The sequence below is a fragment of the Thermohalobaculum xanthum genome, assembly GCF_016623495.1.
In the GTDB taxonomy this organism is placed as follows: Bacteria; Pseudomonadota; Alphaproteobacteria; order Rhodobacterales; family Rhodobacteraceae; genus Thermohalobaculum; species Thermohalobaculum xanthum.
In genome coordinates, this window is the sequence record NZ_JAEHHL010000002.1 from 399,330 (window position 1) to 412,010 (window position 12,681).

Here is a 12,681-nt window from a genome sequence, read left to right on the forward strand (position 1 = left end):
GGTCAATATTCACCGTTAACCTCCGCCTTCGTGACCAAAGAGTGGTGGCTTGTCCGCCGGTGAGAGCGAAAGCGCATCTCGTGCGTAAAGGTGGGGGAACGACAATGACGGCAACCGCTTTGAACAGGGCGGTCGGAGGGGCGCTCGGGCTTGGAATGCTGGCCGCGGGCGCGCTCGTGCTGGACGCCGGCGACGCTGCAGCGCAGGTTGCGCGCCTCGCCTGCGGCAGCCAGCCCTACACCATCCAGTCCGGCGACACGCTGCGCACCATCGCCATGCGCGCCTACGGGCGCGGCGACTACAATCCGATCTTCGACGCGAATCGCGACGTGATCTCGAACCCGTCGCTGCTGCGCGTCGGCCAGCGGATCGTAATCCCTTGCCTTGGCGAGACGCCTGCGAGCCCGCTGGCCCGCATGAACGCCCCGGCGAATCTCGGCGGCTCCTCCGCCACCGATGAAACCGCGCGCTCGAGCATCGTCTTCCAGCCCGCCATGGTCCCGGCGAAGCCGGCCGGCGACACCGTCAAGCAGGTGGCGCCAAAGGTGGCTGCGGCCAGCGGCGCGGCAACTGCATCCGATGCGGCCGCTTCGGATGCGGTGCGGCTCCTTGCGGCCGCAGATTTCGGGCCGATCACCGGCGCGTCGCTTCCCAACGGCGACCTCATGACCGAGCTGCTGGCCGAGGCGATGCGCCGCTCGGGCGTCGCGCAGGCGGGCGGCATCACCTTCGACGACGACCGCGGCACGCATCTCACCCAGGTGCTCCCGCAGGGCGACGCCGACATCGCCTATCCCTGGCCGCGTCCCGACTGCGCGCGTCCGGCGCTCCTCGATCGCGAGACCCGGTGGCAGTGCAGCGACTTCGTCTTCAGCGCGCCGCTCTACGAGATCGAGATCGGCTTCTACTTCCGCGCCGACGACGAGACCGCGCTCGCAGCCGATCCGGGGCTGCTGTTCGGCCGCCGCCTCTGCCGGCCCGAGGGCGCCTATGACGGCGATCTCGCCGCCGAGGCGCTGATCGCGCCGAACGTCGAGCGCGTGGCGCCCGCCTCGGCGCGTGACTGCTTTGCCGCGCTCGCCGCCGGCCGGGTCGACGCCGTCTCGGTCAGCACCGAGGTGGCCGAGGCCGAGATCGAAGCCGCGGGCCTCGGCAGCCGCATTGTCCGGGCCGAGATGCTGGGGACGCCGATGACGCTGCATGCGGTGGCGCTGGAGACGAACGAGAACGCTGTCGCGGCGATCCAGGCGATCGATGCGGCACTGGGCGCGATGCGCCTTGACGGGGGCTGGGACGAGATCGTCGCCCGCCACCGCGAGATCGGACGGCTGGCCGCGCGCTGACGCGGCGGATTGACGGGCGAGCGCCGAGCTGGGGGGCTTTGAGGCGCGCGCCATCGGCGCCGGGCAACATCCGGCGCGGCCAGCGGTTCGGGGCCGGGCGGAGGGGTTACCCCTCCTGCCCGGCCTTTTCCATACCGCGGGCGCGGCGCGCGACGACGCCGATCCAGCGGCACAGCACGTAGAAGAGCGGCGTGAAGATCAGGCCGAAGGCGGTCACGCCCAGCATGCCCGAGAACACCGCCGTGCCCAGGGCCTGGCGCATTTCGGCCCCCGCACCGGTGGCGATCACCAGCGGCACGACACCCAGGATGAAGGCGAACGAGGTCATCAGGATCGGCCGCAGGCGCAACCGGGCCGCCTCGATCGCCGCCTCGACACGGCTCAGCCCGCGATCCTCCTCGGCCTGCCGGGCGAACTCGACGATCAGGATCGCGTTCTTCGCCGCGAGGCCCACCAGAACCACCAGGCCGATCTGCGTGAGGATGTTGTTGTCCATCCCGCGGTAGAGCACGCCCGTGATCGCCGCGAGCAGACACATCGGCACGATCAGGATGACCGCAAGCGGCAAAAGCCAGCTCTCGTACTGCGCCGCCAGCGCGAGGAACACGAACACCACCGCCAGAACGAAGATCACCGTGATCGAGCCCGAGGCCAGCTTCTCCTGCAGCGACATCTCGGTCCATTCGAACTCGAAGCCCGACGGCAGCACCTGCGCGGCCAGACCCTCGGCCAGCGCCAGCGCGTCGCCGGTCGACACGCCGGGCGCGGCACCGCCCTGAACCGCCGCGGCGGGGAACAGGTTGTAGCGCGCGACCCGCCAGGGCCCGGTGGTCTCGCTCAGCGTGGCCACCGCCCCGATCGGCGTCATCTCGCCCGCGGCCGAGCGCGTGCGCAGATCGGCGATGTCCGAGGGATCATCGCGGAACGGCCCGTCGGCCTGTGCCGTCACCCTGTAGGTCTGGCCCAGGAAGTTGAAGTCGTTGACGAAGGCCGAGCCGAGATAGATCTCCAGCGTCTCGTTCACCGCCTCGGGACTCACGCCGATCAGCTCGGCCTTGACCCGGTCGATATCGGCAAAGATCCGCGGCGTTCGGGTGTTGAAGAGGCTGAAGACGCCCTGCAACCCCGGGGTCTGGTTGCCCTGGATCATCATGCCGAAGACGGCTTCCTCCAGCGCCTCGAGCCCGCGGCCGCGCCGGTCCTGGACATACATCTTCCAGCCGCCGGTCGAGCCCACGCCGCGCACCGGCGGGGGCTGCACGATGAAGATGTTCGCCTCGGCGATCGGGAACAGCTGCCCCATCAACTCGCCCTGGATGCGCTCGGCCGAGTATCCCTCCTCGGCGCGCCACTCGAAGGGCTTGAGCGTCAGGAAGATCGCCGCCGCGTTGGGCGCGTTGGTGAAGGTCGCGCCGTCGAGCCCGACGATCGGCACGGCATGTGCAACACCCGGATGCTCGAGCGCGATCCCTGAGACCTTCCGCGCCACGGCGTCGGTGCGCGAGAGCGCGGCGCCCGCGGGAAGCTGCACGACGGTGATCAGATAGCCCTGGTCCTGCGGCGGGATGAAACCCGTCGGCGCCGCCTGGAAGCGGTCGACCGCAAGGTAGATCAGCCCGCCATAGACGACCAGCATCATCACGATGATGCGAAGCAGCCGCCGCACCAGCCAGGCATAACCGCCCGCGATCCGCTCGAAGCCCCAGTTGAAGGCCGCACCCGCCTGCCGGAACGGCCAAGTCAGCAGGTCCCACAGCCGCGCCAGCGGCCCGGCCGGCCCGGCCCGGTGCTTCGGGCGCATCAGCAGCGCCGCCAGCGCCGGCGAGAGCGTGAGCGAGACCATGCCCGAAAGCGCCACCGCGGCCGAGATTGTCAGCGCGAACTGCCGGAAGAACTGGCCCGAGATGCCCGAGATGGCGGCGACCGGTGCGAAGACGGCGATCATCACCAGCACGCTCGCGATCAGCGCGGTGCCGACCTCGTCCATCGTCTTGTGCGCGGCCTCGCGGGGGCTGAAACCCTCCTCGAGATAGCGCTCGACGTTCTCGACCACGATGATGGCGTCGTCGACGACGATGCCGATCGCCAGCACCAACCCGAACAGCGAAAGGGTGTTGAGCGAGAAGCCGAAGGCCTGCATCGCCACGAAGGTGCCGATCAGCGACACCGGGATCGCGACGATCGGGATAATCGCGGTCCTGAGCGACTGCAGGAAGACGACGATCACCAGCGTCACCAGCACCACCGCCTCGAGCAGCGTGGTGATCACTGCGTCGATCGAGGCCTGGATGAACTCGGTCGGGTTGTAGACGACCGTGTACTCGATGCCCTCGGGGAAGCTCTTCGACAGTTCCTCCATCATGGCCAGAACCGCTTCCGAGGTCTCGAGCGCGTTCGAGCCCGGCCGCTGGAACACGCCGATGGGCAGCGCCACGTCGCGGTCGAGATAGCCGTTGATCGCGTAGTCCTGCGCGCCCAGCTCGACCCGCCCGATATCGCGCACGCGCACCAGACCGCCCTCGGGCGTGGTGGCGACGACCACGTCCTCGAACTGCTCGGGCCGTTTCAGGCGCCCTTCGGTCGTGACCTGCAGCTCCCAGGCCGACTGCTTCGGCAGCGGCTGGCGGTTGACGATACCCGAGGCCACCTGGACGTTGTTGGCGCGCAGCGCCTGGACCACGTCGCCCGCGGTCAGCCCGCGCGCCGCGACCAGATCGGGGTCGAGCCACACGCGCATCGAGTAGGCGCGCTCGGCGAACACCGTCGCGCGGCCCACGCCCTCGATGCGGGCCAGCTGGTCCACCACCTGGGTGCGCGCATAGTTCGAGATGTAGAGCTGGTCGCGCGAGCCGTCGGGCGACAGCATGTGAATGACCATCATCAGATCGGGCGACGACTTCTCGGTGGTCACGCCAAGGCGCCTGACCTCCTCGGGCAGCCGGGCCTCGGCCGCGGCCACCCGGTTCTGGACCAGCACCTGCGCGGTGTCGATGTCGGTGCCCAGCGCGAAGGTGATCGACAGCGACATGTTTCCGTCGCCGGTCGACTGGCTCAGCATGTAGAGCATGCCCTCGACGCCGTTCACCTCCTGCTCGATCACCGAGGCGACGGTATCCGCCACGGTCTCGGCCGAAGCGCCGGGGAACGAGGCGCGCACCTGGATCGTTGGCGGCGCGATGTCGGGGTACTGGGCGACCGGCAGGGTGGTGTAGCTGACCAGTCCCATCAGCACCGCAACGACCGACAGGACCGTCGCGAAGATCGGCCGGTCGATGAAGAAATGCGAGAAGCGCATCTCACTCGGCTCCCAGTTCGATCGTCACCTCGTTGGCGGTGACACCCTGCCCCGGCCGCGCACGCTGCACGCCCGCCACGATCACCCGGTCGTCGGCTGTCAGGCCCTCGTTGACCACCCGCAGGCCGCGATGAAGCTGGCCGGGAACCACGGGCTTCGGCACGACCTTGCCCTCGGCGTCCACGGTCATCACGATCTTGCGCGCCTGGTCGGAGATGATCGCCTCGTCGGGGATCAGCAGCGCATCATGCGCCTCAGATGCGGGGACCCGGACGCGGCCGAAGACGCCGGGCAGGATGAGGTGCTGCGGGTTCTCCACCAACGCGCGGCCGGTGATGGTGCCGGAGTTGGGGTCGAACTCGTTGTCGATGAACTCGAGCACGCCGGGATGACGGAACGTGTCCTCGTTCATCAGCCGGATACCCACCTTGATCTTCGGCATCTCCGCGGCCGAGCCCGTGGCCACCCGGTTCCCGCGCGGATAGCGCAGATAATCGGCCTCGGAGGTGGTGAACTCGAAATGGATCGGGTCGATGCTGACCAGCGTTCCCAGCGCGGTCGCCTGCGTCGTGCCGCCAACGATCAGGTTGCCCGGGTCGACGGCGCGCGCCGAGATGCGCCCGGTGAAGGGCGCACGGATCTCGGTGAACTCGAGGTCGAGGCGCGCGGTGCGCAGCTCGGCCTCGGCAATCGCCACGTTGGCGTCGGCCTGGGTCAGGGTCGCGCGCGTCCGGTCGACCTCCTGCACCGTGCCGACATTGCGCGAGGCCAGCTGCTCCGCGCGGTCAAGCTCGAGCTTCGCAAGCTCGCGCCCCGCCTTGGCGGATTCGAGCGCCGCCTCGGCGCGGTTCACCGCCGCTTCGAACGGCCGCCGGTCGATGGTGAAAAGGATCTGGTCCTTCTCGACGATCGAGCCGTCCTCGAAGCCGACGCTGTCGAGGTAGCCCGAGACGCGCGCGCGCAGCACGACGCGTTCGACCGCCTCGAAACGGCCGGTGTAGACGACGTAGTCGGTCACCTTGTCGCTGAGTGGGCGCGCGACCTCGACGGGCGGGTTCGGCGGCATCTGTGCGCCGGCCGGCAATGCTGCAACCAGGACGAAAAGTGCGAGGGTGGCGGCAAGAGTCGCGAACGGCGAACCATGACGACCCATGGAAAAGGCCGGACGGCCGAGAGCGAGCATGAAGGGGTCTCCCATCGAACTGGCGTTGTCGGCCGCTGGATCGGGCCTGCGTCGGGTCGGAGTAGGACGCGTATATAGAGAACCGCTGCGGAAATGTCTTTATGTCGCACCGCAAAAAATTTTGCTGCATACGCAAAGGTGAATTGCGCGCCATGCATCGCATGACGCAGGACACCTCTCTTCGGCACGCCGCTTCCGGCGTCAGAAATCCTTACGCCAGTTGATGCCGATCGACGAGCCATTATCCTGGCTGACCTCGCCGTCGACAGTGAAATCGCCGAAGACGTCCACCTCGACCTGAATGGTCGCCGAGCCGCCATCGAGCGGCTGCTTCGCCCCGACGAAGACACCATCGGCTACGTTCTTGCCCACGGTCACCGACGCGCCGTCGCCGTCGCCATCCTCGTCGATGCGCAGCACGTCGATCCCCACCGCCCCGCGCAGCCGGTCGACGAAACCGCCCGAGCCGCTCATCAGGGTCGCCAGCGCATTGGCCAGTTGCAGGGCCTCGGTCGGGCTCAGCGACTGGCGCGAGCGACCGAACAGCGTGCGGGGCAGCACCTCCTCCTCGGGGACCACAGGGTCCGACGTGAAGGAGATGTCGAGGTCCGACGCGGGCCCCGTGACCTCGATCCGGCCGATGAAGCCGTCTCGCTCATGCGCCAGCTTGACGTCGAGTATCGGGTCGATCTTCCTGCCGCCGGTGAAACGGACCTCGCCTGTCTCGAGGTTGAAATCGCGTCCCAGCAGGTCGAGCCGGCCGCGGATGCGATCGATCGAGCCGACGATCAGGGGTCGCGCCGCGCTGCCGCCGACATCGAGGCCGATCCGCCACTCGCTGTCGAGCCCGCGGCCGCGCACGAAGACATTGCCCGGCGCCTCGACGCGCACGTCGAGCGAGATGTTCTGCCCCACCGGATCCTCCGGCTCGGGGATCGGGTCGCCCTTGTAGTAGACCTCGCCCAGATCGGCGACCGAGGGCGGCGTGGTGTCCACCAGCCGCACCTCGGCACGATCGACCGTCACGGTTCCCTTGACGGCCGGCCCGGTCAGCGGCCCGCGGGCGGTGATGTCGGCCGAGATCTGCGCCCTGACGTCATCGCGGCGCACCAGGATCGCCTCGCGCGCGGTCAGGGTCGCGTCGATGGTCTTGGCGTCGAGCTCGATCCGCGAGTCTACCCGCCCCTTGGCACCGTCCCGCGCCGAGAGCTCGAGGACAATCCCGCCCTCGCCGTCGAGCTGCGATCCCATCGTCAGGTTGGTCAGGATCGTGCCGGTCTCGAGGTTCTGGTACTGCCCGCCGCTCAGCGCGACCGAGCCGCCGATCGCGGGATTTGCCACCGGCCCCGCCAGCGTGATGTCGAGCGTGAGATCGCCATCGAGGATATGGTCGGGCACCGGCACCAGCGCCCAGAGATCGCCCAGCCGCCCCTGCCATTTCAGCGTGCCGTCCATCGGCGCGCCCTCGGGCACCATGGGCACCGGCCCGCCCGACGGGCGCAGCGGCAGGGCGGCGGTCACCCTGACCGGGTCGCCGAACGGGCCCGAAAGCTCGATCTCGGCATCCGCCCGCCGCCCGTCCCAGCGCGCCGCGGCATCGAGGCCGAGAGCGCCGATATCTGCCACCGCCTTGTCGAAATGCACGTCGCGCGCGGACAGCGTCACGTCGGCACGCGCCGATCCGGCGCGCGTGTCGAACTCGGCCCGGGCGTCCAGCTGTCCCTCGGCCAGCGGCAGCTTCGTGTCGAGCGCCGCGAGCGCCTGCGCCAGCGCGTCGAAATCATCCATGGCAAGCGTCAGCGCGCCGCCCATCCCGGCCGGATAGATGCCGAGCGTGCCGCCAAGGCCGCCGCCCGGAAGGGCGAGATCGATCCCCTCGAGCCGGGTCGTGCCGTCCGAGACCCGGATCGCCAGCGGCGCCCGCAGCTCGACCACGGCCTCGCCCAGGGCGGCACGCGCCTCCCGCACCTGCGCCGTGATCTCCGGGCCCGCCACGTCGGCGCCGGCCCGAAGCCGCAGCGACACCGGCTTGGGGTCGCCCCTGCCCGTGGCCGCCTCGCCCGCCGCATCGGCCGCGAGTTCGAGCGCTGCAAGCGGCCCCTTCACCGTGGCCGAGACCGGCGCCAGCGTCAGTGCCTCGGCCTCGATCCGCGCGACATCGGCCCGGATATCGAGGACCGGCGCGTCGCTCAGCGCGTTCGCGACGCGTGCCGTCACCTTCGCGGTCTGGGCGGCCAGCCCCTCGGCCGCCACCCCGGGCGCCTCGAGCTGCGCGTCCAGCGTGCCGTCGGCATCCAGCGTCGCCGCAAGCTGCGCGCTCGCGACCTCGACGCCGCTTGCCGCGATCCCGGTCGCCTTGGTCTCGAGCCGGCCCGCAGGCGTCGTGTTCAGCCCGCTCACTTCGGCCTGCCCGGTCAGGCTCTGCACCGCGGCGCCCTCGGCGGTAAAGCCCGAGGCCTCGAAGCTCGTCGCGACCGAGGGGTCACCCGACAGGTCCGCTAGATCGGCGGTCCCGTCAAAGCGCGCCAGCGTCACGGCGCCCAACGCGGCGATATCCTCGAGCGCAAAACTCACCCGGCCGCCCGGTGTCCCGGTAAGATCCGCCAGCGCGGCCTCGACGGTGCCCTGCCCCAGGCTTCCCTGCGGGTGGCGCGCATCCTCGACCGTCAGCGTGACGTCGGCCGCCGGCGCGCCAAGCGCGTCGCGCAGCATCCCCGCGATGGCGACCCGGGCGACCTCGGCCTCGAACCCCGCGAAACGCGCAAGCTCGAGGTCGAGCTCGGCATCCTGCCGCCGCGCCGGCGCCGACAGCCGGACCTGCCCGTCGAGCGCGCCGGCAAGGCGCTCGCCTGCGGCCTGCTCGGTCAGGGGCGCGAGCGTGCCGAGGTCGGGAATGCTCAGCGTCACACCCCCTTGCGCCAGCGTCGTGTCGAGCGCGACATCCACCGCACCCGCCGCGGTCAGGCCCATGGCCGTCGCGGTCATGTCCTCGAGCGCGAGGCTCTGCCCCGCAAGGTGGAACCGGGTCGCGATCTCGGCGGGGCCAAAGCGCGAGCCATCGGCGGTGACCGCGACGCGGCCCTCGACCGAGCCCTCGGGCGCCTTGCCGCCGGACGGGGGCGCCGGCGGCGAAACGATGGTGACATCGTGATCGAGGGTCACCGCGCCATAGCCCTCGCCCTCGAAGACCAGGTCCGAAAGCCGCGCGAAGCCGTCGATGCCAATCGCCTCGAACGGCCCCGCGACCCGCCCGCTCACCTCGAGCCCGCCCGAGGCCGCGACGTCATAGGCCGCCGCGACCGGACCGAGCCGGGGCGCGTCCAGCGCGTAGTCGAGTGCGGCATTGCCCGCGCCCGTGTCGGCCCGCCCCCGCGCCTCCAGGGTTATCAGCGGCGAGCCGAGCACAAGGTCGTCGAGGCTCAGGACGCCCTGGTCGAAGCTGCCCGCCGCACGCAGGTCGGTCTCGCCAAGCAGGTCCGGCGTCAGCCGATCGAGCCGCAGCCCCGACACCGCGCCGTTCACGTCGAAATCGATCCGCTCGCCGGCGACCTTCACGCTGGTGCCAAGGCTGGCGAGCCCGACATCGGCGGGCTCGGTGCGCAACCCCTCGAGGCCGAGCTTGCCCTCGGCCGTGACATCCGAGGGGATCACGCCGGCGACGCGCCCGTCGAAGCCGAACCCCCGGAAGTCGACGCCATCGGCCAGCACCGCGAGCCCCGCCTCGCCGCGCAGCTTGACCTCGAGGTCGACGGCGCCCGTCGGCTTCTCGTAGGTTCCGGCCGCGTTCAGCGCCAGGTGCGGCGAGGTGAGGCTGCCGCGCTCGACCCGGATCAGGCCGCTGCCATCCTCGGCCTCGGCCACGCGAAAGGCCAACTCGGCCCGCTCGCCCAGCACGCTGGCGACCTCGGGGCTTATGGCCGAGCCCGGGACCAGCGCGAACTCGCCGTCGACCAGCAGCCGCCCGGTGGCCTCGACCACGGCTCGCCCGTCGAGGTCGAAGACCTGCTCCGCCGTCGCGTCGAGCGACATCTGCCAGTCGGTCAGCGGGCCGTCGGCGGTAACCACCACGCGGCTCGCGCTGGTCTCGGGGAAGCTCGCGAGCTCGGCCATGATGCCGCCCGCCGCCTCCTCGGCCGTGAGGTCGAGCCGCAGCGTGTTCGCCTGGAAGGTCCGCAGATAGTCGATCAGGATGCGCCCGGCGATCGCGTCGGTGCGATGGAGTTCGAGCCGCAGCGCCTGCTCGTCGCCCTCGTCGCGCAGGTTGCCGGTTGCATCGAAGGCCAGCGACTGCCCGGCGATCACGCCCTCGGCCACCTTGACGCGGTCGAGCCGCATCTCGCGCAGCAGCACGGTCAGCGGCGCGCGGGGCCATTCGAACAGGCCGCGGTCCGACTTGGGGGTCGCGTCCTCCTTCACCTCCGGCGTGGCGCCCGGCCGACGCAGCACCTCGACATCGGCAGCGACCAGGCTCTCGATGTCGAGCTCACCGCGCAGGATGCGCCGCGCGTTCCACCGCAGCGAGAGCGAGCCGATCCGCATCCAGACGCCCTGGGCGTCCGCCAGGGCGATTCCCACCAGCGCGGTCGTGCCGTCCTCGGGCTGCTCGACGCCCTGGGCGGTGATCTCCAGCTCGCCCGGCACGCTGATGCGCTCGAGCGCGAACTGCACGAGGCTGTTCTTCAGCCCCAGCAGCGAGAACTGCGCAAGCGCCGGCCCGCCCGCCAGCAGGCAGGCGCTCAGCAGGATCACGATCAGCGGGCGCGCACGCATCAGAAAGCCTGTCCGATGGCGATATAGACCTGGAAGCTGTCATCCTCCGGCCGCCGGTTCAGCGGGACGCCCACATCGATGCGGATCGGCCCCACGGGCGATGCATAGCGGATTCCGCCGCCCGCCGCGACCTGCACGCCGTCGTTGAAGGTCGGTGCCATCTCGGTCGTCACGCTGCCCGAGTCGACGAAGGCGGCAAGGCTCAGGTCGCCCCAGACCCGGGCGCGCAGCTCGCCGCTCAGCTCGACCACCGACCGGCCGCCGATCGGGTCGCCCGAGGAATCGAGCGGCCCGACGAAGTCCAGCTTGTAGCCGCGCACCGACCCGCCGCCGCCGGAGTAGAGCCGTCGCGTCTGCGGCACGTCCGAGAGCGAACCGGAGATGATCGATCCGACCCGCCCGTGCATCGCGAAGACCAGCCCGCCATCCGAGGTGAGCCGCCGATAGGCCGACGCCCGCGTATCCAGCGACAGGAAGGCCGTCGGGCTTCCCGCGAAAGCGCCCCCGAACGGCGTGACGTCGAAGCGCACCCGCTCGCCCGTCGTCGGATCGAGCAGGTTGTCCGAGCCGTCATAGGCGGCGAAGAACGGAATGCCGCCCAGCGCCGCGTCGTTGGTCACGCCCTGGTCGGTGATCTGGCTGTACTCGCCAAGGAGCCCCGCGCCGATGGTCCAGCGCGGTCCCAGCTTGCGCTCGAGGCCGATGGTCGCCGTGCCGCCCAGTTCGTCATAGGCGTCGTCCTCGACCCGCCGCAGCTCGAGCCCCGCGACCAGGTCCTGCTGGTCGCGCAGGTATTGCGGCTTGCGAAACCGGTTGGTCAGCCGCTGCTCGTCGAGATCGGCGTTGAGCGTGATGTCGATCTGCTCGTTTGCGCCGAACAGATTTCGGTGCTCGAAGCCCGCGCGCACGCCGGGGCCCTGGTCGGTGTTGTAGCGAACGCCCGCGCGCACGGTGCGGAACGGCGATTGCTCCAGCGTGACCGTCACCGGCGCAAGCTCGCTTTCGGGCGGCTCGTCCGGCACGCGCACGGTGCCGGACCGGAACAGCCGCGTCTCCATCAGGCGGCGCTGGAACTCGGCCAGCTGCGCGGTGTTGACGGCGTCGCCCTCGGTCCAGGGCAGGTAGGTCAGCATGTAGTCGTCGTCGATGTCGGGCGCGCCCGTGAAGGTGATAGGCCCGAACTTGAAGGCGTGTCCCGTCGCGATCCGGCTTTCGACCTCCAGCGTCTTCTCCTCGCGGTCGGCGATCGCGGTGCGGCCCCGGCCCTCGGCATAGGGTCGCCCGGTGTTGCGCAGGCGGGTCACCATCGCGCGTTCCGACGCGATGATCGCCGCCGCCTCGGCCGGCCGGCCGACGGGCGAGCCGAAGGTTTCGGCCGGCGGCAGTTCGGGCGCCGGGCCGGGGCCGGTGTCGCTGAGGATCACGTCGTGGCGCGACAGGATGAATGGCGGCCCCGCGTCGATCACGATCTCGGCGATGGCGAGCGGCCGGGCCTTCGGTTCGTCCCGGGTGTCTGCCGTCGCGTCGTCGCCATCGCGCGGACCGGGTCTCAGCGGGCGGCGCTGTGCCGGCTCGGCGGGCGCCGGGGCCGGCGCGCCGTCCTGCGTCGCGGTCCCGTCGTCCGCGACCGCCTCGCCCGCCTCGCGCACGTCGACCTCGACATTGGCGCCGTAATAGCCGTAGGAGCGCAGAATCTTCTGCGCGATCTCGATATCGCCCTGCGCCCTGCGCCGCAGGAAGGCGATGCTTTGCGCACCCTGGTCCTTGCGCCGGTAGACGAGGAGCGACTCCTCCATCAGCGTCGCGATCTGCTCGCTTGGCGCGCCCTTCAGCACCGGCGTGTAGTCGATCCCGGTCTCGGCTTCCGCGAACTCGATAGGCTCGGACAACGGGTCGGACGCGCATCCCGCTGCAGCGCTCAGAAGCGCGAGCGCCAAGATGGCGCGAAAAATGCGTCTCGAAGAAAACACTCGCCCCGTTCCGAATATCTGCGCGGCGCCCCGGGCAGCCGTCCCGCCTGCCATAGAGTTAGCGCGCCCCGCGCCGGAAGGAAACCGCAACCGGCTCCAAGCCGCGCCGCGGCACCACCA

General features: G+C 70.5%; 5 protein-coding genes. 1 reads left to right on the plus strand and 4 read right to left on the minus strand.

Annotation, left to right across the window (positions count from 1 at the left end; translation table 11 throughout):
* Positions 1 to 104 precede the first annotated feature (104 nt).
* Positions 105 to 1,343, plus strand: a complete 1,239-nt coding sequence (locus H0I76_RS06855) for a LysM peptidoglycan-binding domain-containing protein (protein ID WP_200608613.1) — start codon at positions 105 to 107, stop codon at positions 1,341 to 1,343.
* Positions 1,344 to 1,449: 106 nt separating this feature from the next.
* Here H0I76_RS06855 and H0I76_RS06860 read toward each other — a convergent pair whose 3' ends face one another.
* The 4 genes from H0I76_RS06860 to H0I76_RS06875 all read right to left on the minus strand — a co-directional run bounded on the left by H0I76_RS06860 (position 1,450) and on the right by H0I76_RS06875 (position 12,480).
* Positions 1,450 to 4,638: an efflux RND transporter permease subunit gene (locus tag H0I76_RS06860; protein WP_200608614.1), complete on the minus strand. Its 3,189-nt coding sequence runs from the start codon at positions 4,636 to 4,638 to the stop codon at positions 1,450 to 1,452.
* Between the two features lies 1 nt (position 4,639).
* Entirely contained in the window at positions 4,640 to 5,821 is a 1,182-nt protein-coding gene (locus H0I76_RS06865) for an efflux RND transporter periplasmic adaptor subunit (RefSeq protein ID WP_200608616.1), read from the minus strand.
* A 201-nt stretch (positions 5,822 to 6,022) separates the two neighbouring features.
* Positions 6,023 to 10,591, minus strand: a complete 4,569-nt coding sequence (locus H0I76_RS06870; RefSeq protein ID WP_200608618.1) for a translocation/assembly module TamB domain-containing protein — start codon at positions 10,589 to 10,591, stop codon at positions 6,023 to 6,025.
* Positions 10,591 to 12,480 carry an autotransporter assembly complex protein TamA gene (locus H0I76_RS06875; RefSeq protein ID WP_200608620.1) on the minus strand — a complete coding sequence of 630 codons (1,890 nt, stop codon included), beginning with the start codon at positions 12,478 to 12,480 and terminating at the stop codon, positions 10,591 to 10,593. The genes H0I76_RS06870 and H0I76_RS06875 overlap by 1 nt, the downstream gene beginning before the upstream one ends.
* Between the last annotated feature and the right edge of the window lie 201 nt (positions 12,481 to 12,681).

Bases quoted from the DNA above. Each gene is read 5' to 3' on its own strand.
- H0I76_RS06855 (WP_200608613.1), top strand. From the start codon at position 105: ATGACGGCAACCGCTTTGAACAGGGCGGTCGGAGGGGCGCTCGGGCTT.
- H0I76_RS06860 (WP_200608614.1), bottom strand. From the start codon at position 4,638: ATGCGCTTCTCGCATTTCTTCATCGACCGGCCGATCTTCGCGACGGTC.
- H0I76_RS06865 (WP_200608616.1), bottom strand. From the start codon at position 5,821: ATGCTCGCTCTCGGCCGTCCGGCCTTTTCCATGGGTCGTCATGGTTCG.
- H0I76_RS06870 (WP_200608618.1), bottom strand. From the start codon at position 10,591: ATGCGTGCGCGCCCGCTGATCGTGATCCTGCTGAGCGCCTGCCTGCTG.